This window comes from Streptosporangium sp. NPDC001559 (genome assembly GCF_042893955.1).
Classification (GTDB): domain Bacteria; phylum Actinomycetota; class Actinomycetes; order Streptosporangiales; family Streptosporangiaceae; genus Streptosporangium.
In genome coordinates this window covers 65743-84941 of the sequence record NZ_JBIAVG010000026.1, presented here as the reverse complement: position 1 = coordinate 84941, position 19199 = coordinate 65743, and the positions used below count along the sequence as shown (strand labels likewise).

The 19199-nt window shown below is 73.7% G+C and carries 20 protein-coding genes and 1 riboswitch; of the genes, 12 read left to right on the top strand and 8 right to left on the bottom strand.

Features of this window, described 5'->3' with window-relative positions:
- Window positions 1-2 precede the first annotated feature (2 nt).
- From ACFYY8_RS39170 to hypE, 4 genes are read left to right on the top strand one after another with little or no spacing between them, the layout of a single operon-like run.
- The gene (locus ACFYY8_RS39170) at window positions 3-398 is read left to right on the top strand and encodes a hydrogenase maturation nickel metallochaperone HypA (RefSeq protein WP_390050115.1); all 396 of its coding nucleotides are present in this window, start codon (window positions 3-5) and stop codon (window positions 396-398) included.
- Window positions 373-648, top strand: a complete 276-nt coding sequence (locus ACFYY8_RS39165; protein ID WP_390050113.1) for a HypC/HybG/HupF family hydrogenase formation chaperone — start codon at window positions 373-375, stop codon at window positions 646-648. Before ACFYY8_RS39170 ends, ACFYY8_RS39165 begins: the two co-directional genes overlap by 26 nt.
- Complete coding sequence (gene hypD, locus ACFYY8_RS39160) at window positions 648-1772, top strand: hydrogenase formation protein HypD (RefSeq protein ID WP_390050111.1); 1125 nt, start codon at window positions 648-650, stop codon at window positions 1770-1772. The genes ACFYY8_RS39165 and hypD overlap by 1 nt, the downstream gene beginning before the upstream one ends.
- Window positions 1769-2914, top strand: coding sequence for a hydrogenase expression/formation protein HypE (gene hypE / locus ACFYY8_RS39155; protein WP_390050109.1), 1146 nt, complete (start codon window positions 1769-1771; stop codon window positions 2912-2914). Before hypD ends, hypE begins: the two co-directional genes overlap by 4 nt.
- A gap of 34 nt (window positions 2915-2948) precedes the next feature.
- Here hypE and hypF read toward each other — a convergent pair whose 3' ends face one another.
- From hypF to ACFYY8_RS39140, 3 genes are all read right to left on the bottom strand, one after another.
- Window positions 2949-5264, bottom strand: a complete 2316-nt coding sequence (gene hypF, locus ACFYY8_RS39150) for a carbamoyltransferase HypF (RefSeq protein WP_390050107.1) — start codon at window positions 5262-5264, stop codon at window positions 2949-2951.
- 139 nt (window positions 5265-5403) lie between these two features.
- Complete coding sequence (locus tag ACFYY8_RS39145) at window positions 5404-6510, bottom strand: LCP family protein (protein ID WP_390050105.1); 1107 nt, start codon at window positions 6508-6510, stop codon at window positions 5404-5406.
- Between the two features lie 2 nt (window positions 6511-6512).
- Window positions 6513-7094, bottom strand: coding sequence for an RNA polymerase sigma factor (locus ACFYY8_RS39140; protein WP_390050102.1), 582 nt, complete (start codon window positions 7092-7094; stop codon window positions 6513-6515).
- Window positions 7095-7223: 129 nt separating this feature from the next.
- On the opposite strand from ACFYY8_RS39140, the gene ACFYY8_RS39135 reads away from it, so the two are divergent.
- The gene (locus ACFYY8_RS39135) at window positions 7224-8003 is read left to right on the top strand and encodes an SDR family NAD(P)-dependent oxidoreductase (protein WP_390050100.1); all 780 of its coding nucleotides are present in this window, start codon (window positions 7224-7226) and stop codon (window positions 8001-8003) included.
- A gap of 8 nt (window positions 8004-8011) precedes the next feature.
- Here the strand turns inward: ACFYY8_RS39135 and ACFYY8_RS39130 are convergent, their stop codons facing one another.
- Together ACFYY8_RS39130 and ACFYY8_RS39125 are read right to left on the bottom strand one after the other, a co-directional pair.
- On the bottom strand, window positions 8012-8356 hold the full coding sequence (locus ACFYY8_RS39130; RefSeq protein WP_390050098.1) for a VOC family protein: 345 nt from the start codon (window positions 8354-8356) through the stop codon (window positions 8012-8014).
- A 49-nt stretch (window positions 8357-8405) separates the two neighbouring features.
- Window positions 8406-9629, bottom strand: a complete 1224-nt coding sequence (locus tag ACFYY8_RS39125) for an MFS transporter (protein WP_390050096.1) — start codon at window positions 9627-9629, stop codon at window positions 8406-8408.
- Window positions 9630-10174: 545 nt separating this feature from the next.
- On the opposite strand from ACFYY8_RS39125, the gene ACFYY8_RS39120 reads away from it, so the two are divergent.
- The 7 genes from ACFYY8_RS39120 to ACFYY8_RS39090 all read left to right on the top strand — a co-directional run bounded on the left by ACFYY8_RS39120 (window position 10175) and on the right by ACFYY8_RS39090 (window position 15430).
- Window positions 10175-11044 (top strand): GNAT family N-acetyltransferase, encoded by an 870-nt coding sequence (locus ACFYY8_RS39120; RefSeq protein ID WP_390050094.1) that lies wholly within the window; start codon window positions 10175-10177, stop codon window positions 11042-11044.
- A gap of 110 nt (window positions 11045-11154) precedes the next feature.
- Complete coding sequence (locus tag ACFYY8_RS39115; RefSeq protein WP_390050092.1) at window positions 11155-11553, top strand: TIGR03618 family F420-dependent PPOX class oxidoreductase; 399 nt, start codon at window positions 11155-11157, stop codon at window positions 11551-11553.
- Between the two features lie 74 nt (window positions 11554-11627).
- Complete coding sequence (def, locus tag ACFYY8_RS39110) at window positions 11628-12212, top strand: peptide deformylase (protein WP_390050090.1); 585 nt, start codon at window positions 11628-11630, stop codon at window positions 12210-12212.
- 91 nt (window positions 12213-12303) lie between these two features.
- Entirely contained in the window at window positions 12304-12696 is a 393-nt protein-coding gene (locus ACFYY8_RS39105) for a TIGR03618 family F420-dependent PPOX class oxidoreductase (protein ID WP_352016487.1), read from the top strand.
- Window positions 12689-13927: a precorrin-6y C5,15-methyltransferase (decarboxylating) subunit CbiE gene (cbiE, locus tag ACFYY8_RS39100; RefSeq protein WP_390050088.1), complete on the top strand. Its 1239-nt coding sequence runs from the start codon at window positions 12689-12691 to the stop codon at window positions 13925-13927. Before ACFYY8_RS39105 ends, cbiE begins: the two co-directional genes overlap by 8 nt.
- Window positions 13924-14667 carry a precorrin-4 C(11)-methyltransferase gene (cobM, locus tag ACFYY8_RS39095; protein ID WP_390050086.1) on the top strand — a complete coding sequence of 248 codons (744 nt, stop codon included), beginning with the start codon at window positions 13924-13926 and terminating at the stop codon, window positions 14665-14667. Before cbiE ends, cobM begins: the two co-directional genes overlap by 4 nt.
- Window positions 14660-15430: a cobalt-precorrin-6A reductase gene (locus ACFYY8_RS39090; protein WP_390050084.1), complete on the top strand. Its 771-nt coding sequence runs from the start codon at window positions 14660-14662 to the stop codon at window positions 15428-15430. The genes cobM and ACFYY8_RS39090 overlap by 8 nt, the downstream gene beginning before the upstream one ends.
- Here the strand turns inward: ACFYY8_RS39090 and ACFYY8_RS39085 are convergent.
- From ACFYY8_RS39085 to cobG, 3 genes are read right to left on the bottom strand one after another with little or no spacing between them, the layout of a single operon-like run.
- Complete coding sequence (locus ACFYY8_RS39085; protein ID WP_390050082.1) at window positions 15418-16944, bottom strand: precorrin-2 C(20)-methyltransferase; 1527 nt, start codon at window positions 16942-16944, stop codon at window positions 15418-15420. The genes ACFYY8_RS39090 and ACFYY8_RS39085 overlap by 13 nt on opposite strands.
- Window positions 16941-17567 carry a precorrin-8X methylmutase gene (locus ACFYY8_RS39080; RefSeq protein ID WP_352016482.1) on the bottom strand — a complete coding sequence of 209 codons (627 nt, stop codon included), beginning with the start codon at window positions 17565-17567 and terminating at the stop codon, window positions 16941-16943. Before ACFYY8_RS39080 ends, ACFYY8_RS39085 begins: the two co-directional genes overlap by 4 nt.
- The gene (cobG, locus tag ACFYY8_RS39075) at window positions 17564-18871 is read right to left on the bottom strand and encodes a precorrin-3B synthase (protein WP_390050080.1); all 1308 of its coding nucleotides are present in this window, start codon (window positions 18869-18871) and stop codon (window positions 17564-17566) included. The genes ACFYY8_RS39080 and cobG overlap by 4 nt, the downstream gene beginning before the upstream one ends.
- 19 nt (window positions 18872-18890) lie before the next feature.
- Window positions 18891-19089: riboswitch (cobalamin riboswitch) on the top strand.
- The last annotated feature ends 110 nt before the right edge of the window (window positions 19090-19199 follow it).

Sequence of the window (19199 nt, the reverse complement as noted above, 5' to 3'; positions counted from 1 at the left end):
CCGTGCACGAGTTCGGAATAGCCGAGGCGGTGCTCGACGCGGTCGAGCGCAGGGCGCGGGGACGCAAGGTGGCGCGCCTGCGCGTGCGGGCCGGGGCGATGCTGCGGATCACCGGGCCCGCGTTCGACCAGGCGTTCTCCCTGGTCGCGCCGGGCAGTGTGGCGGAGGGCGCCACGGCGGACCTGGTCGTGGTGCCGGCCAGGCTCACCTGCCGCTCCTGCGGCGAGGACCGGGAGACCTACGACGCGCTGGCCGTGTGCGGCGGCTGCGCGAGCACCGACGTCGACCTGCTGGGCGGCGACGAGCTGACCCTCGAATCCATCGAGCTTGAGGAGGTGGTGACCCATGTGTCTGGGGATTCCGGGGGAGATCGTGGAGATCCTGGCGGATCACACTGACCTCGCGAGGGTCGACGTGAGCGGGGTACGGCGGGCGATCAACGTCGGCCTGCTCGAAGGCGAGGAGCTCAGACCGGGCGACTGGATCCTCATCCACGTCGGCTTCGCCCTCTCGAAGATCGACGAGGACGAGGCGAGGGCCGCGATGGAGTTCCTGGAGAGCATCGGCCAGGCGTACGACGACGAACTCGCCGCGCTCAGGGAGTCCTCGCTGGACTCCCTCGACCCGATCGGCCGGGGTGAGGCGTGATGCGTTTCGTCGACGAGTACCGTGACGCGGAGAAGGCCAGGGCCCTCGCCGCGAAGATCGCTGTTCTGTGTGAACCTGGTCGGAAATATAGCTTTATGGAGGTCTGCGGAGGCCACACCCACACCATCTACAAGCACGGGCTCGAGGATTACCTGCCGGAGAACATCACCCTGGTGCACGGCCCCGGCTGTCCGGTCTGCGTCATCCCGATGGGACGGGTCGACGACGCCATCCACATCGCCGAGCGGCCAGATGTGATCATGACCTCCTTCGGCGACATGATGCGGGTCCCCGGCGGGCGGGGCTCGTTCTTCGACTCCATGGCCCAGGGCGCCGAGATCCGCATGGTCTACTCACCCCTGGACGCCCTCAAGATCGCCCGACAGAACCCGGACAAACGTGTCGTCTTCATGGCGATCGGCTTCGAGACCACGGCTCCCTCGACCGCCATGACGGTCATACGCGCCGAGGCGGAGCGGATCACCAACTTCTCCGTCTTCTGCAACCACGTGACGATCATCCCCGCGATCAAGGCCATCCTGGACTCCCCGGACCTGCGCCTTGACGGGTTCATCGGCCCCGGCCACGTCTCGACGGTCATCGGCTGCGGGCCGTACGGGTTCATCGCCCGCGACTACGGCAAACCGCTCGTCGTCGCGGGGTTCGAGCCGCTCGACATCCTGCAGTCGATCTACATGCTGCTGCGGCAGCTGGCCGAGGGACGCTCCGAGGTGGAGAACCAGTACGCCCGCGTCGTGCCGTGGGAGGGCAACCCCAGGGCGCTCGCCGCCGTCAACCAGGTGATGCGGCTGCGGCCCTACTTCGAGTGGCGCGGCCTGGGGTTCATCTCCCACTCCGCGCTCGGCATGCGGGAACGTTACGCCGTCCACGACGCGGAACAGATCTTCGACATCCCCGGCGTCCGGGTGGCCGACCCCAAGGCCTGCCAGTGCGGCGAGGTGCTCAAGGGCGTGCTCAAACCGTGGGAGTGCAAGGTGTTCGGCACCGCCTGCACCCCGGAGACCCCGATCGGCACCTGCATGGTCTCCTCGGAGGGGGCCTGCGCGGCCTACTACAACTTCGGCCGTTTCTCCCGGGAACGGGTGCGGGAGGCGACACGGTGACCGGCGCCGAGGGAACCGCGGCCTGGGCCGAGGCCCTGGTCCGCGAACACGAGAACCGGGCCGTACGGCCGGGCCGCGAGGAACAGGTCCTCGAACGGATCGACCGGGCACGCCGCCGCAAGGCCACGGTGCGGGAGGAGCACATCACCATGGCCCACGGGGCGGGGGGCAAGGCGACCCAGTCCCTGATCGAGGCGGTCTTCCTTGAGTCCTTCCGCAACCCGCTGCTCGAACCGCTCGAGGACGGCGCCGTGTTCGACGCCGGCACCCAGCGCCTGGCCCTGACCACCGACTCCTACGTGGTCTCCCCGCTGTTCTTCCCCGGGGGGAACATCGGCGACCTCGCGGTCAACGGGACCGTCAACGACCTGGCGGTGTGCGGCGCCCGCCCGCTGTACCTCTCGGCGGGCTTCATCCTGGAGGAGGGGTTCCCCGTCGGCGACCTCAGGCGCGTCACCGCGTCGATGGCCGAGGCGGCGGAGGCGGCCGGGGTCCGGATCGTCACCGGCGACACCAAGGTGGTGCAGCGCGGCAAGGCCGACGGATGCTACGTCAACACGGCCGGGGTCGGGCTGCTCGACCGGCCCGGCGTTCTGGGCGTGGCGGGGGCGCGCCCCGGCGACGCCGTCATCGTCTCCGGGCCGGTCGGCGAGCACGGCGTCACCATCATGCTCGCCCGGGGCGAACTGGACATCGAGGCCGACCTGGTCTCCGACACGGCGCCGCTGAACGGCCTGGTCGCCGCGCTCCTTGACGCCTGCCCCGGCGCCGTGCGCTGCATGCGCGACGCGACCAGGGGCGGGGTCGCCACGATCCTGAACGAGATCGCGCGGGCCTCCGGCGTCGCCGTGGTCGTCGAGGAGGACGCGGTCCCGGTACGGCGGGCCGTACGCGGCGCGTGCGAACTGCTCGGCATCGACCCGCTCTACGTGGCCTGTGAGGGACGTCTGGTCGCCGTGGTCGACGGCGCGGTGGCGGACGCCGCGCTGGCCGCCCTGCGCGCGCACCCCCTCGGTGAGGGCGCCGCGCTCGTCGGCCGCATCGGGCAGGACCCGCCGGGGCTGGTGCTGCTGAAGACCGGTTTCGGCGGCACCCGCATCGTGGACCTGCTGGTCGGCGACCCGCTGCCCCGCATCTGCTGAGGGAGCCGTCCGCGGGCGCCCGCAGCCGCCCGGGTCAGCGCCGGGCGTCGCGGGCGCCCGCGACGACGGCCTGGCCCAGGCTGACGCCGCCGTCGTTGGGCGGCACCCGCCCGTGCGTCAGCACGTGGAAGCCGTCCTCCTCCAGGAGGGCGGCGGCCCGCACGAGTAACAGCGCGTTCTGGAACACGCCCCCGGAGAGCGCGACCGTGGACGGCCCGCCCGCCCGCCTGACCCGGGCGCAGCCCTCGGCGACGATCCGCGCGACCGTGTTGTGGAACCTGGCGGAGACCACCCCGGTCTCCGTGCCCGCCCGGACGTCCTCGGCGACCGCCGCGACCAGGTCGGCCCCGTGGACGACGAAGGGGGCCGAACCCGTCAGGCGGAAGCCGTAACGGCCTGTCTCCGCCGGGTCGGCGAGCGACTCCCACTCGATCGCCGCCTGCCCCTCGTAGCCGATGACGTCCCGGACGCCCGCGACCGAGGCCGCCGCGTCGAACAGCCTGCCCGCGCTCGACGTCAGGGGGGCGTTCACACCGCGCCTGCCGAGCGCCAGGACACCCTCCCAGGACTCGGCGTTGCGCCGTACGACATCCAGGTCGCCGGGTACGGCACCGCCGTACGCCGTGTCGAGGTAGGCGGCGGCCATCCGCCACGGCTGCCTGACCGCCGCCGCCCCGCCGGGCATCGGCACCGTGGCCAGATGGCCCGCCCGCTCGAAGGAGACCAGGTCGGCCACCAGGAACTCCCCGCCCCACAGCGTCGCGTCCGGGCCGTAGCCGAGCCCGTCGAAGGCCACCCCGATCACCGGTCCCGGGGCCCCGTTGTCCGCCAGGCACGAGGCCACGTGCGCGTGGTGGTGCTGCACCGCCACCGGGCGGGCCCCCGCGAGAGGCCCCTCAAGGGCGAGCGCGTACTTGGTCGACAGGTACTCCGGGTGCAGGTCGTGGGCCACGACCTCGGGGACGACGTCGAACAGCCGCAGGAAGTGGCCGACCCCCTCGGTGAACGACCGGAACGTCTCGTAGTTCTCCAGGTCGCCGATGTGGTGGGAGACGAAGGCGTGGGCGTCCCTGGCCACGCAGAAGGTGTGCTTCAGCTCCGCGCCGCAGGCCAGCACGGGCCTGGGGAGGGCGCGGGCGAGCGGCAGCGGGCGCGGGGCGTACCCCCGGGAGCGCCGCAGCGGCAGCTCACGGCCCCGCAGAACCCGCACGACCGAGTCGTCGGTGCGCGTGTGGATCGGCCGGTCGTGAACGAGGAAGGCGTCGGCGACCCCGCCCAGGCGGGCCAGCGCGTCCTCGTCGCGGTAGGCGATCGGCTCGTCGGAGACGTTGCCGCTGGTGAGCACCATGGGCGCGTCCAGGCCGCGCAGCAGCAGGTGGTGCAGCGGGGTGTAGGGCAGCATCACCCCGAGCCACCGGTCCCCGGGCCTCCGGCGGGAGGCGCCGGAAGGGGTGACGGAGGGGGCGACGAGCCGGGCGCTCTCCGCGCGCCCGCGCAGCAGCACGATCGGGCGCGCCCCCGAGGTGAGCAGCCGCTCCTCCGCCTCGTCCACCTCGCACAGCAGCCGTGCCGCCGCCAGGTCGGTCACCATCACCGCGAAGGGCTTCTCCCGCCGGCGCTTCCCGGAACGCAGCGCGGCGACGGCGGGTTCGCAGGAGGCGAGGGCGGCCAGGTGGTAGCCGCCCAGCCCCTTGACCGCGAGCACCCCGCCGCCGCGCAGCAGCCGTACGGCCTCCTCGACCGGGCCGCCCGGCAGCGGGCCGCCCGCAGGGCCGAGCAGCCGCAGCCGGGGACCGCAGGCCGGGCAGCAGACCGGCTGGGCGTGGAAGCGCCGGTCCGCCGGGTCGTGGTACTCACGCGCGCAGCCCGCGCACATGGCGAAGCCCGCCATCGTGGTGTTCGGCCTGTCGTAGGGGACGTCCCGCACGATCGTGAACCGGGGCCCGCAGTTGGTGCAGTTGACGAAGGCGTAGCCGTACCGCCGGTCCGCCGGGTCGTCCATCTCGCGCAGGCAGTCGTCGCAGGTGGCCACGTCGGGGGAGACGAGCGTCCGCCGCGGCCCGCCCCCGGCGCTGCCCGCGATGGCGAAGCGCGTCTCACCCGTCGCCTGCGCGGGCCGCGCGCTGACCCGTTCGACCGTGGCCAGCGGCGGCGGGCTCGCGCTGAGCGCCGCGGTGAACTCCGCCACGAGGGCCGGGGCCCCCTCGACCTCGATGAACACCCCGCGTTCGTCGTTGCCGACCAGCCCGCCGAGGCCGAGCCGCACCGCCAGGCCGTACACGAAGGGGCGGAAGCCGACTCCCTGCACGACGCCCTCGACCCTGATCACGGAACGCACACGGGTGATCACCCGCTCATTGTCGGCCGGGCGCGCGGGAGGCCGCAACGAGGCGCGCCCCGCGCACCCGCCCCGGGTACGGGCTCCCGCACGGTCGCTCCCCGCCGCCGCCGTCCGCACGGCCGTCCGGGCGTCCCGTACGGCCTCCGGCTCACAGCGTGTCGTCGCGGACCTTCGCGAACAGGCGCGGCGCGGCGGCGCGGTCCCATTCGAGCCTCATGGGATCCACGGCGGACGGGCGGACGGGCACCGTGAGGAACTCGACGGAGCCGGGGGCCGTCCCGTCCAGGCTCCCGGCGATCGCCCGCAGTGTCGCCAGGTCGAGCCCGCGATCCGCCTTGACCCATTTCGCGGCCTCACCGAGGAAGGCGGCGAGGCGGACGGGGTCGGCCGTCAGGCCCGCGGCCTTGCGCGCCAGGGACTTCATGAACCGCTGCTGACGGCCGATCCGCTCAAGGTCGGAGCCGTCGCCCAGGCTGTAGCGCATCCGCACGTAGCCGAGCGCCTGGTCGCCGTTGAGCACCTGTCTGCCCTTGGGGAGCCGTACCTTCGCCTGTCGGTCCTCGACCGGGGCGGGCAGGGTGACCTCGATTCCGCCGAGGGCGTTGACCATGCCCTTGAAGCCGGAGAAGTCCACCTCGACCGCGTGGTCGACGCGGACCCCGGTCAGGGTCTCGACCCGCTTCCAGAGGCAGGCCATGCCGCCTTCGGCGAAGGAGGAGTTGATCATTTCGATCCTCGCGGGAACGGTCCTGCCCGCCGGACTCGAACAGGGGGGAACCAGGACCATCGAGTCCCTGGGGATGCTGATGACGGAGACCCGCTCGCGGTCGGCGGACAGGTGCACCAGGAGCAGTGTGTCGGCGCGCGCGGCGTTTGCCCTGGGGTCCCCGACGTCCTCCCCGCGGCTCCTCCTGGCCCCCGCCTGGCCGTCGGTCCCGGCGACCAGCACGTTGATCGCCTCATTCGCCTTGACCGGGCGCGCCCCCACCGGGGAGGGCACCTCGTGACCGCGCAGCAGCAGGTTCGGGACGACGAGCACGGCGGCGGTGGCCGCGGCGGCCAGGGCGAGCATCACCGCGCCGCGCGCGCCGAGCCTGCGCGGCCATCGGCGTCCACGCCTCCCGCCGCCCAGGGCGCCGCCCGGGGCGCCGTCCAGGGCGCCGAGCAGGCGTCGCCGCTGGCCGGCGAGCGCGGCGGCGGACGGTTCGTGCTCCAGTTCGTCGCCGAGGGCGCGGAGCATCGTCAGGTCGTCCATGGTCACTCCTCCTCGTGCATCGGGTTGGTCTCGCCGAGCGCCGCGCGTACCTTCCTGCGGGCCCTGTTCAGCCGGGAGCGCACGGTGCCGACCGGGACGCCGAGGGAGCGGGCGGCCTCCTCGTACGACAGGTCGCCCCAGGCGATCAGCAACAGGACGTCACGGTCCCTGGGCGGCAGCCCCGCGAGCGCCTCCGCGAGCACGGGCCTGCAGGCCAGGGCGGTGACCTCGGCGGCCACCCGGTCGGCCGGGTTCTCGACCACGCCCTCCCCGGGGCTGCGCCGCAGCGCCCGGTACCTGGCGGCCTCGGTGCGGTGGTGCCTGGAGAGGAGTTTGGTCACGATGCCGAACAGCCAGGGACGGGCGTCGGCGTAGGCCAGGTCGTAGCGTCTCCTGCGGTCGAAGGCGACCAGGAACGTCTCACCGACCAGGTCCTCGGCCGTCTCGGGGCCGAGCCTGCGGGAGACGTACCGGTAGAGCATGCCGGCGTAGCGGTCGAACAGCGCGGCGAACGCCTCAGGGCGTGTCCAGGAATCGCGTACCAGGTCGCGGTCACACGTACCGGTCGTGGGCGGCGCGGTCATCGTCGGCACCATGGCATCGGGCCGGCCTTTCCGTAGGGGCAGCGGTCGGCGATGTCTCGCCACAACCCCCCGATCGGGTTCACGCCCCGCTCCCAGGCCTCGGAGTGAGGCTCCTCTACAGTTCCGGCCATGACAACGCAGAAGTATCTGTCGGACCTGTTCTCACTGGACGGCAGGGTCGCCGTGGTGACCGGCGGGAGTTCCGGCATCGGCCGCTCCATCGCGGGGGCGCTGGCACGCGCCGGGGCGGCCGTCGTGGTCGTGGCGCGCAGACGGGAGGAACTGGCCGAGACGACCGCCGGGCTTGAGGCCGACGGCTGCCGCGCCGCCTGGGTCAGCGCCGACCTGAGCACCCGCGAGGGCGTGCGCGCCGCGGCGGAGGAGGCGGTGAAGGCTTTCGGGGAGCCCGACATCCTCGTCAACAGCGCCGGCGTCAACCAGCGTCCCCCCATGGGGGAACTGGGCGAGGACGTGTGGGACATCACCATGGCCGTCAATCTGGAGGCGCCCTACCTGCTGGGGCAGCGCTTCGGGCCGGGCATGGCGGAACGGGGGTTCGGCCGGATCATCCACATCAGCTCCCAGCAGGCGCACCGGGCCTTCGTGCAGAGCGGCGCCTACGGCGTCTCCAAGGGAGGGCTCGAATCGCTGTCACGCTCCCAGGCGGAGGCGTGGTCGCCGTACGGCGTCACCTGTAACACGCTCGTGCCCGGGTTCGTGATGACGCCGCTCAACGCGCGGCTGTCGTCCGACCCCGAGCGGGTCGCCGCGCTGGCCGCGCGGACGATGGTCGGCCGCAACGGCAAGGCGGAGGACTTCGCGGGCGCGGCGGTCTTCCTGGCGAGCCGCGCCTCGGCGTACGTCACCGGGCAGTCGATCTTCGTGGACGGCGGGCTCTCCGTCCACTGAGCGGGGTCTCAGGGGCCCACGAGGCAGAACTCGTTGCCCTCGGGGTCGAGCATCACCTGGAAGACGCCCGCCGCGTCGCGCACCGGCCCGCCGGAACGGCGGCCGCCGAGGCTCAGCGTGTCCTCCGCTGCCGCGGTGACGTCCTCGACGGCGATGTCCAGGTGGAGCCGGTTCTTGCCCGCCTTGGCCTCAGGAACCCGCTGGAAGGCCATCCTGAGCCCGCCCGGCGGGTCGAGGCTGGACCAGGCGGGGTCCCGGTGCACCGGGACCCCGCCGAGCAGACGGCTCCAGAACACGGCGAGCGTCTCGGGGCGGGCGCAGTCGACGACGAGCTGACTCTGGCGGGCGGTCATCCGCCGATCGTACGGCCCGCCCGGGGCGGGCGGGCCGTACCCCGGGCCCCTATCCGGCGGCGGGGGCCTGGGCGTCCGCCCGGCCCAGGGGGCGCCAGGCGACGGCCAGGACGACGAGCATCGTCCCGGCGGCGATCCAGAACGGCGCCGTGATCCCCAGCGCGTGGGCGACGACGCCGCCGAGCAGCGAGCCGAGGGCGGCGCCGCTGACGTCGAGCAGCGCGTACGCGCTGGTGACCCGTCCGAGGAGGCCGCCCGGCACCGCCCGCTGGCGCAGCGTCACGACGATCACCCCCCACACCATCGCGTGCGTGCCGAAGACCACCAGGATGGCCGCGGCCACCCACGGCCGCGTGGTCAGGGCGAGGACGAGGTGGGTCGCCGCCTCGATCAGCAGCCCGGCGCGCAGCAGCGCGGTCGCGCCGAACCGCGACCACAACCGGCCCGCCGTCAGCGTGCCGAGCAGGCCGCCGACGGCGAAGGCGGTCAGCAGCAGGCCGTACCCCACCTCCGACAGGCCCAGACGTTGCCGGGCGTACAGGACGAAGACCGCGAAGGCCCCGCAGAACATCAGGTTGCCCACCCCCATGCTCAGCGCCAGGGTCCGCAGCAACCGGTGCCGCCACAGCCGGCGCACCCCCTCGGCGATGTCGGCGCGCAGACCACCCCTCGGCCCGGGAGGGGCGGCGAGGGGCAGGGGCCGCATGGCGGACACCAGGGCGGCGGCCACCACGAAGGTCAGCGCGTCGAAGCCGAACGGCAGCGCGGCCGAGACGGTGAACAGCCATCCGCCGAGCGGTTTGGCCGCGAACTGGTTGCCGACGGTGAAGGTGGCCATCAGCCGCGTGTTCGCCCCGGCCAGCAGCTCCGGCGCGACGACGGCGGGAAGCAGGGCGGCCGAGGCGGTGTCGGCGACGGTCTCCGCCGTGCCGAGCAGGAAGAAGACGACGTAGACGAGAGGGACGGTCAGCGCCTCCGCCGCGATGACGGCGCAGAGCGTCCCCAGGGCGAGGGCGCGGACCAGGTTGACGGCGACGATCAGCCGCCGCCGGTCGAGCCGGTCCACGTAGGCACCGCTGACCAGGGAGAACAGCACCCATGGAAGCTGCTGGGCCAGGACGGCGCCCGCGACGAGGACGGGGTCGTCGCTCAGTGAGGCGACAAGGAGGGGACCGGCCGTCAGGGTGACCCCGTCGCCGACGTTGGAGACGGCGGAGGCGGTCCAGAGTTTGCCGAAGTCCGCGCCGAGACGCGCGGACGTGCGAGCACGCAAAAGAGCTCCTCGGAAGGAAGGAACGATCGGGGAAAAGGTGATCGTTCCGGGGCGAGGAGCACGGACCGCCGCGACCGGGACCGCGCGGGGGCGGCCTCAGGTCAGGGCGACGGGACGGGTCCCCGCGCCGGAACCTGGAAGGCGGCCTCGTCGAAGCTCATGCGGAACCTCCGTCGTGTGGATCGGCCTCTGGGCGGATGGTATCCCGTTTCCACTTCACGTCCAGAGCGGCCGGCGTTTACCTGTTTTCCGGTGTTGTGCACGGCCTCTGGAAACGCGTGGCGAACGACCTGACATACACGGGTGGCGCCGGCCCCGGTCGCCGTGTGGACGGGTATCGTCCTGACGTCGCGCAGGCTCCCCATGGGGGTGCCCGGCATACTCATAAAGGCCGCGACCATGACGATGACGGCTTTGACCTACCGGCTTTCTTTCCCGGAATCGAATAAGCCTGACCCCGGAAATTGACGGCACGAATTTTCAACGGTTCGCGCAGGTCGGAAACCAGGTGCGGATCGCCGGTTCGCCGGTGTGTGATCGAGAGCATGGCGATCGTGTCGGACAGGCCGGAAGTCGACGGGCTGAGCGAGGTCGTGGACGCGCTGCGGGAGTGGCAGGACGACGGGGCGCCCGTGCAACCGCATCCGGGGGACCTGGGCTGGTTCTGGCGGTTCGGCGCGGAGGCGACGGCCGCGGCGGTCCGCACGTGGAGCCGGGAGGGGCGGATCCTCGCCGTCGGGCTGCTGGACCATCCCGCGCTGTTGCGGCTGGCGATGGCGCCGGACGTTCAACGGGACGAGGAACTGGCGCGGGGGCTGGTCGAGGACGTGACCGAGCCGGAACACGGCGTGCTGAACGCGGGAAGGGCGAACGTCGAGGCGCCCATGGGCGCACGGGTCCGGGACCTGCTGCGCGAGAGCGGCTGGAGCGCCGGGGAGCGGTGGACACCGCTGCGCCGCGACCTCACCGAACCGGTGCGGGACCCGGGCGTGCGCGTCGAGGTGACCGGGCCGGGACGGGCGCGCGTGCGGGCCGCCGTACAGCGGGCGTCGTTCGACGGCTCGACGTTCACGGACGGGCGCTGGCACGCGATGGCGGCGGGACCGCCGTACACCGACGCCCGATGCCTGGTCGCCTACGACGACCGGGGCGAGGCGGTCGCGGCGGTGACGGTGTGGTCGGCCGGTCCGGGGAGACCCGGGTTACTCGAACCGATGGGCGTGCACCGGGACCATCGCGGCCACGGCCACGGCACGGCGATCACCCTCGCCGCGGCGGCCACGCTCCGGGAGCTGGGCTCGTCGAGCGCGGTCGTCCGCACCCCGAGCTTCAACGTCGGCGCCGTCGCCACCTACGGATCGGCCGGTTTCCAGCGGCTCCCCGAGACCTGGGACATGCACCGGGACGCCCGTTGACGACGGGGCTGAGGGACGTCTTCCGGCAGGGAAGGGGGGCGGTGGAATTGATCGGTTACCCGTGATGTTCGATGGGTCGGTAGGCACATCACGCGACTGCGGAGGTTCCCGTGGGAAAGCTGAACGACGACGCCAAGGCACTGCTCAGCCAGCCCGTTCACGGCTGGGTGACCACCCTGCGGCCTGACGGCTCGCTGCACAGCACCGTCGTCTGGGTGGACGTCGACGGAGACGACGTCATCTTCAACACCGCCGTCGGCCGCGCCAAGGAGCGCCACCTGCGCGACAACCCGCAGGTCTCGGTGAGCGTGCTCGACCCGAAGGACGCCTTCCACCTGGTGAGCGTCTCCGGTGTCGCCGAGTTCGAGCTCGACGGCGCCGACGAGGTCATCGACGGCCTGGCCAACAAGTACCTCGGGGTGGAGACCTACCCCTACCGCCAGCCGGGCGAGCAGCGCGTCACCGTCAGGATCAGGCCCGAGCAGGTCGTCTACAGCGGGGGCAGCTGACGCCCGTCACGGGGAGCGCGTGGCCGTCGGTAGTCTGCTGCGAACCACACACCGCGACCCTGGAGGCATGACGGATGGAAGCAAGCGGCGAGGGCACGGCGAGGCAGATCACGTTCGTCGGTGAGCCGGTGCTGCACCGCCCGTGCGAGGACGTGACCGGCTTCGACGAGGAGCTGGCCGTGCTCGTGGCCGACATGTTCGCCAGCATGTACGCCGCGGAGGGAGTCGGCCTGGCCGCCAACCAGATCGGCGTGCCGCTGCGGGTGTTCGTCTACGACTGCCCGGACGAGACCGAGGAGTACCGCAAGGGCGTCGTGGTCAACCCGACCCTGGTGCTGCCCGGCCACGGCGAGCGGAACCTGGACGAGTACGACGAGGGCTGCCTGTCCGTTCCCGGGCAGCGGGCCGGCCTTGCCAGGCCGGACCGGGCGGTGGTGCACGGGTTCGACGTCACCGGCGCCCCGATCACGGTCGAGGGCACCGGGCTGCTCGCCCGCTGCCTGCAGCACGAGACCGACCACCTGGACGGCATGCTGTACATCGACCGGCTCCCCGCCGAGCGTCGTCAGCAGCTCCTCGCGGCCTACGAGGCGGCCAAGGAGGCGGCCGGTGAGGTGGCAGGGGAAGCGGCCGACAAGCAGGCGTCCGCGGCGGAGTGAGCCCCGGGCCCGGTGGAGCCGGTCCTCCGCCGGGCCGGCCTCCCGGCTAGCATGTCGCCCCGTAGACAGCAGCCATGGGGAGGGACAGCCGGTGTTGACGGATCGCGAGGACGGTTTCCACGCCTTCTGGCGGGAGTACCACCTGTGCACGCTGACCACGCTGCGGGCCGACGGCACGCCGCACGTCATCCCGGTCGGCGTGACGCTGGACGCCGAGGCCGGGATCGCCCGGGTGATCACCTCGGACGGCTCACGCAAGGTCCGCCACATCGAGGCAGCCGGGGACGGCGGCGCGCGCGTCGCCGTCTGCCAGGTCGACGGCGGGCGCTGGTCGACACTGGAGGGCAGCGCGGTCATCCGCAGGGACCCCGGCTCGATCGCCGAGGGCGTGCGCCGCTACGCCGAGCGTTACCGGCAGCCCAGGGAGAACCCCTCCCGCGTCGTGATCGAGATCCGCGTCACCCGAGTTCTCGGAAATGTCTGACCGGATAACCGTCGTCGGCGTCGGAGCCGACGGCTGGGCCGGTCTGTCCTCAGAGGCACGTGAGGAGCTGCTCGCCGCCGAGGTGCTGATGGGCAGCGCCAGGCAGCTCGCCCTGGTCCCCGCCGGTACGGCGGAGCGCGTCACCTGGCCGTCTCCGCTGCTGCCCGCGCTGCCCGGCCTGATCGAGGCCGGTCGCGGGCGCGCGGTGTGCGTGCTGGCCAGCGGCGACCCCATGTTCCACGGCATCGGCACGACGCTGGTGCGGCTGCTCGGCGCGGAACGGGTCAGGGTGCTGCCGTCCCCCTCCTCGGTCTCGCTGGCCTGCGCCAGGCTCGGCTGGGCCGCCGACCGCGTCGAGGTGGTCAGCCTCGTGACGCGTCCCGTCGAGGCCGTGCACACCGCCGTCCACGACGGGCGCAGGGTGCTCGTCCTCAGCGCCGACGGCCGCACCCCGGCCCGGGTCGCCGCGCTGCTCACCGCCCGTGGCTACGGCGCGAGCCCGATGACCGTCCTGGAACGGCTCGGCGGTGAGGCCGAACGCCTGGTCTCCGGTACGGCGGGCGGCTGGTCCCTGACCGAGGCCGACGACCTCAACGTCGTGGCCGTCGAGTGCGTGGCCGCGCCGGGGACCGTCCCGCTGCCGGTCCTGCCCGGCCTGCCCGACGAGACGTTCGAGCACGACGGCCAGCTCACCAAGCGCGAGGTGCGGGCGGTCACCATGTCCCGGCTCGCGCCCGTCCCCGGCGAACTGCTGTGGGACGTCGGCGCCGGGGCGGGCAGCCTCGCGATCGAGTGGATGCGCGCCCACCCGGAGAACCGGGCGATCGCCGTCGAGAGGGACGGCGGCCGGGCCGGGCGGCTCACCCGCAACGCCTTCGCCCTCGGCGTGCCCGGCCTGAACGTGGTGACCGGTGCCGCCCCCGGCGCGCTCGGCGGGCTCGCGGCCCCGGACGCCGTCTTCGTCGGCGGCGCGGTGAGCGTCCCCGGCGTGATCGAGGCCTGCTGGCGGGCGCTGCGGCCCGGCGGCAGGCTGGTGGCCAACGCGGTGACCGTCGAGTCGGAGACCACGGTCGCCGCCTGGCACGCCAGGCTCGGCGGCTCCCACAGCGAGATGGTCAGGCTCGCGGTCAGCAGGGCCGCCCCGGTCGGCGGTTTCACCGGCTGGCGGCCCATGATGCCGGTGACGATCTGGACGGCGGTCAAACCCGCCGGGACACAGGAGGAACGGTGACGGTGCGGTTCGTCGGGGCGGGGCCGGGGGCCGCCGACCTCATCACCCTGCGGGGGCAGCGGGTGATCGCCGCCTCACCGGTGTGCCTGTACGCGGGCTCCCTGGTCCCGGAGGCCCTGCTGGATTGCTGCCCGCCGGGCGCGCGTCTCGTCGACACCGCGAGGATGGCCCTCGACGAGATCGTGGCCGAGATGCTCGCCGCCCACGAGGCGGGGCACGACGTGGCCAGGCTGCACTCGGGGGACCCCTCGGTCTACAGCGCGATGGCCGAGCAGATGCGGCGCCTGGACGCCGAGGGCGTGCCGTACGAGGTGGTTCCCGGGGTGCCCGCCTTCGCCGCCGCGGCGGCCTCGCTGAAGCGGGAGCTGACCGTGCCCGGCGTCGGCCAGACGGTGGTGCTCACCCGCACCTCGGCGCGGGCGACCCCCATGCCCGAGGGGGAGGACCTGGACACCCTCGGCAGGTCGGGGGCGACGATGGTCCTGCACCTGGCCGTGCAGCGCGCCGAGGAGGTCGTGGCGGAGCTGGTTCCCAGGTACGGCCTCGACTGCCCGGTGGCCGTGGTGGCCAGGGCCAGCAGGGACGACGAGGTGATCCTGCGCGGCACGCTCGCCGACATCGCCGGGCAGGTCCGCGCCGCGGGTGTCGTGCGCACCGCGGTGATCGTGGTCGGCAGGGTGCTGACCGCCTCGGAGTTCCCCGACAGCCACCTGTACTCCGCGGCACGCTGCCGTGACTGACCCGGGCGCGCTGAACGTCCTGGTGCTCGGCGGCACCGACGAGGCGAGAAGACTGGCCGCCGCGCTCGCCGACCGGCCGGGGACACGCGTCATCTCCTCCCTGGCCGGACGGGTCCGTGACCCCAGGCTGCCGGTCGGGGAGGTGCGCGAGGGCGGCTTCGGCGGCCCCGCCGGGCTCAGGGCCTGGATCGAGGAGAACGGGATCGGCGTCGTCGTCGACGCCACCCACCCCTTCGCCGCCAGGATGACCGCGTCCGCGGCCGAGGCGACGGGCCTGGCCGGGGTACCGCTGCTGATCCTGCGGCGGCCCGGCTGGCGGCAGGGGCCGGGAGACGACTGGCGCTGGACGCCCTCCCTCGAGGCCGCCGCCGAGTCGCTGCCCGGCCTGGGCCGCCGGGTCTTCCTGACCACGGGCCGGCGCAGCCTGCCGGTCTTCGCGGGCCTGGATGACCTGTGGTTCCTGGCCCGCTCCGTCGACCCGCCCCGGCCGCCGCTGCCGCGCAACCTCGAGGTGCTGCTCAGCCGGGGACCGTTCACCGTCGAGGGGGAACTCGACCTCATGCGGGACAACCGCGTCGAGGTGCTGGTCACCAAGGACAGCGGCGGCCGGATGACGACCGCCAAACTGTTCGCCGCCCGCGAGCTTGGGCTGCCCGTCGTCGTCGTGCGCCGCCCCGCCGTACCCGGCGGGGTCCCGGCGGTCGAGACGGTCGAGCAGGCCACGGCGTGGCTCGACGCCGTGGCGGGCGGTCAGGCGGGATAGCGGCGGGGGGTGAAGACCACCCGCCCCCCGTCCTTCCGTTCGGCGACCCTGGTGGTCGAGGAGCCGACCAGCAGCAGGCAGCGCATGTCGACCGTGGCCGGGTCGAGGTCGCCGAGGGTGGTGACGGTCAGGCTCTCCCCGGCGCCGCCGACGTCACGGCCGACGACCACGGGCGTGTCCGGCGAGCGGTGTTCGAGCAGCAGGTCCCTGGCCGCCGCGACCTGCCAGGTACGGCTCTTGGAGGCCGGGTTGTAGATCGCCAGGACCAGGTCGGCCCGCGCGGCGGCGCTGATCCTGTCCGCGACGACCTCCCACGGCTTGAGCAGGTCGGACAGCGACAGCACGCAGTAGTCGTGGCCGAGCGGCGCCCCGACCCGGCTGGCCACCGCGTGCGCCGCGGTCAGGCCGGGCAGCACCCGCACCGGAACGTCGGCGAACCTCGGCTCGCAGGAGACCTCGAGCACCGCGCTGGCCATCGCGAACACCCCGGGGTCGCCGGAGGAGACCACCGCGACCCGCGCCCCGGCCGCGGCCAGTTCGAGGGCGTGCGCCGCCCGTTCGGCCTCCACCCGGTTGTCCGTCGGGTGACGGCGCTGGCGCGGGTTCGGCGGGACGCGGTCCAGGTAGGGGCCGTACCCGACGAGGTCGTCGGCGGCGGCCAGCGCCTCCTGGGCCTCCGGCGTCAGCCAGGGCCGCCCGGCGGGCCCGAGCCCGACCACGACGACCTCGCCGCCCTGGACGCGCTCCGGGACCCGGCTCTCACCGTGGGTACCGGGAAGGCCGGCGTTGACCGGGCTCGGCACCAGCGCCAGCGAGAAGTACGGCACGTCGTCCGGGTCCACCTCGGCGAGCGGGGCCAGGCGCTGCGCGCCGGTGGTCGCGCGCTCCACGTACCACGCCTCGTCGAGACGGCCCGCCTCGGCCAGCGCGTCGCGAACCTTGGTGAAGGTACGGCCGAGCTTGAGGATCGCCGCGGAGTCGGTCGCGGCCAGGCGCTCGGCGATGACCTCGGCGGGCAACGTGCCGGGAAGCACCGTCAGGACCTCGTCCCGCTCGACCAGCGGCTTGCCGAGCACGGCCGCGGCGCCGCTCACCGAGGTCACCCCGGGCACGACCTCGGTGACGTAGCGGTGGGCCAGCCGCTTGTGCATGTGCATGTAGGAGCCGTAGAAGAGCGGGTCGCCCTCGCACAGCACGACCACGTCGCGGCCCGCGTCCAGGTGGGCGGCCAGCCGCAGCGCGCAGTCGGCGTAGAAGTCGTCGATGGCGCCCTGGTAGCCGCCGGGGTGGTCGGTGGTCTCCGTGGTGAGCGGGTAGATCAGCGCCTCCTCGATCTGCCCCTCCCGCAGGTACGGCGCCGCCACCGAGCGGGCGATGCTCCTGCCGTGGCGGGCGCTGTGGTAGGCGATGACGTCCGCCTCCCCGATGAGCCTGGCCGCCTTGACGGTCACCAGTTCCGGGTCACCCGGCCCGAGCCCGACGCCCCTGAGCCGTCCCGCTGACGTGTCGTTCACTCGACCTCACTCGCGATCGCGTTGACCGCGGCGGCGGCCATCGCACTCCCACCCCGGCGTCCGTGCACGACCAGGTACTCCAGGCCCGCCGGATGCCCGGCGAGCGCCTGCTTTGACTCGGCGGCGCCGATGAAACCCACCGGCACGCCGAGCACGGCGGCGGGCCGTCCCGCCCCCTCCTCGACCATCTCCAGCAGCCTGAACAGCGCGGTCGGCGCGTTGCCGATCGCGACGACCGCCCCTTCGAGACGGTCGCGCCACAGTTCGAGGGCGGCCGCGCTGCGGGTGGTGCCGAGCCGTACGGCCAGTTCGGGCACGCCGGGCTCGCCCAGCGTGCAGAGCACCTCGTTGCCCGCGGGCAGGCGGCGCCGGGTCACCCCCGAGGCGACCATCATCGCGTCGCACAGCACGGGCGCCCCCGCGCGCAGGGCCGCCCTGGCCGAGGCGACCACGCCCGGCGACCAGCCGAGGTCGGCGACCAGGTCCACCATCCCGCAGGCGTGGATCATGCGGACCGCCACCTGGGCGACGTCCGGCGGCAGGCCGTCCAGGTCGCTCTCGGCGCGGATGGTGGCGAAGGAACGCCGGTAGATCTCCGCGCCGTCCCGGACGTAGTCGGTCACGTTTCCCCTCTCAGAGCCGCCACGGCGGCCGTGGTCTCCTCGATGTCCGCGCAGGTCAGGACACTGTTCGAGTCACCGTCCATGCCGCCGCCCAAGCCGCTGTCCTCCAGGAGGACCCGGTAGCCGGTCGTGGTCGCGACCACGTCGACGGCCCGTCCTCGCGGGCGGCCGCAACGTCGTTCGCAGCCCGCCCAGTGCACCGGGAGCGTACCGGGGCGGGCGGGGACGGCAGCGGGCGGGTCGCTCTCCGCCGTGATCCAGCGGGCGGCGTCGGCCCGCACGTCGGCCAGTGACTTCGCGCAGCCGGGCCGCCCCGCGCAGGCCGTCACGCCCGTCCACGGCGAGGCCGGGTCGACGACCAGCCCGGCGGCGACGAGCCGCCCGGCGACCTCGGCGAGAGAGGCCGGGGACAGGCCGGGCAGGACGACGCCACGCCACGGCGTCAGCCGTACCTCCTCGCCGCCCAGGCCGGCCAGCAGGGCGGCCTGGGCGGAGGTCAGCCGCCCCAGCGGCACCGTGACGCCGAGCGCGTTCAGGCCCGCGGGCTGTTCGACGACCCCGACGGGCCCGTGGGAGGGCGCCGGGACGGGCGCCCGCCGTACGGGGGCGGAGGTCGTCTCCAGGGAGGCCGCGACGCGGGCGGCGATCCGTTCGGCGCAGCCGGGCAGCTCGCCGATCCGCCACAGACGGCCCTCCCGGACCCCGGGCTCGGCCAGGAACGCCTCGGCGGCGGCCAGCAGCGCGGAGACCGCCGAACCCGGCGGCACCCGCAGGCCGCCGTCGGTCCCGGCCAGCAGCAACGCCACCTCGCCGGGGCCGGTCGGCAGGATCGCGGCGTCCGCCCCGAGCCAGGCCACGTCGCCCCGGCCGTCGTCGAGCGCGAACAGGAACCGCCCCGGCAGCCCGGCGAGCGCGGGCGTGCCGCACAGGCGCAGGTCGAGCTCACGGGTCAGCGGTCCCACGTCGAGAAGCCCCCGGCCGTCGAGGCCGCTCAGCGGTGAGGCCAGGACGTTGCGGACCCGTTCGTGGGTGGCCGAGGGCAGCAGCCCCGCCCGCGCCATGCGGGCCGCGAAGCCGTCCCCGGCGCCCAGTCCGCGCACCTGGACGTTGGCCCGGGAGGTCAGCTCGACGACGCCGTTGCCGCAGGTCTCGGCGGCCGAGGCCAGCTCGCGCAGCTGCGGGACCGTCAGGCGCCCTCCGGGTACCCTGACGCGCGCCAGGCCGCCGTCGGCCGCGGAATGCACCTGGAGCGCCCCCGGGCACGCGTCGGGATGAGATCGTCCGGAGAAGTGACCTTTTGACACGCTGAGGATGGTAGCTCCAGTTTCTTGCGGGGACCTCGCTGCCGTAGTCTCATCGTTGGCGACGGCAAAAGGGAGGAAGCCGGTGTGAATCCGGCGCGGTCCCGCCACTGTAACCGGGGAGCGAACCCCATCCAGCCACGGTCCGGCAACGGGCGGGAAGGCCGGGGGGAGCATCGATCCGGGAGCCAGGAGACTCCAGCCGTCGTAGCCGACGACGACCCGGGGCGAGGACCCCGAGGGAGGAAAGCCCTGTGCGCTGTTCGCCGTTCCCCAGCCGCCAGCCCGCACCGCCGTTCACGGCCGCGCCGCTCCCCGCCGGGGAGCGTGG

What these genes read in the sequence shown, in the direction of transcription:
- hypD (WP_390050111.1), top strand. Translation starts at nt 648, where the DNA reads ATGCGTTTCGTCGACGAGTACCGTGACGCGGAGAAGGCCAGGGCCCTC.
- ACFYY8_RS39145 (WP_390050105.1), bottom strand. Translation starts at nt 6,510, where the DNA reads ATGGACGACCTGACGATGCTCCGCGCCCTCGGCGACGAACTGGAGCAC.
- ACFYY8_RS39140 (WP_390050102.1), bottom strand. Translation starts at nt 7,094, where the DNA reads ATGACCGCGCCGCCCACGACCGGTACGTGTGACCGCGACCTGGTACGC.
- ACFYY8_RS39135 (WP_390050100.1), top strand. Translation starts at nt 7,224, where the DNA reads ATGACAACGCAGAAGTATCTGTCGGACCTGTTCTCACTGGACGGCAGG.
- ACFYY8_RS39130 (WP_390050098.1), bottom strand. Translation starts at nt 8,356, where the DNA reads ATGACCGCCCGCCAGAGTCAGCTCGTCGTCGACTGCGCCCGCCCCGAG.
- ACFYY8_RS39120 (WP_390050094.1), top strand. Translation starts at nt 10,175, where the DNA reads ATGGCGATCGTGTCGGACAGGCCGGAAGTCGACGGGCTGAGCGAGGTC.
- def (WP_390050090.1), top strand. Translation starts at nt 11,628, where the DNA reads ATGGAAGCAAGCGGCGAGGGCACGGCGAGGCAGATCACGTTCGTCGGT.
- cbiE (WP_390050088.1), top strand. Translation starts at nt 12,689, where the DNA reads ATGTCTGACCGGATAACCGTCGTCGGCGTCGGAGCCGACGGCTGGGCC.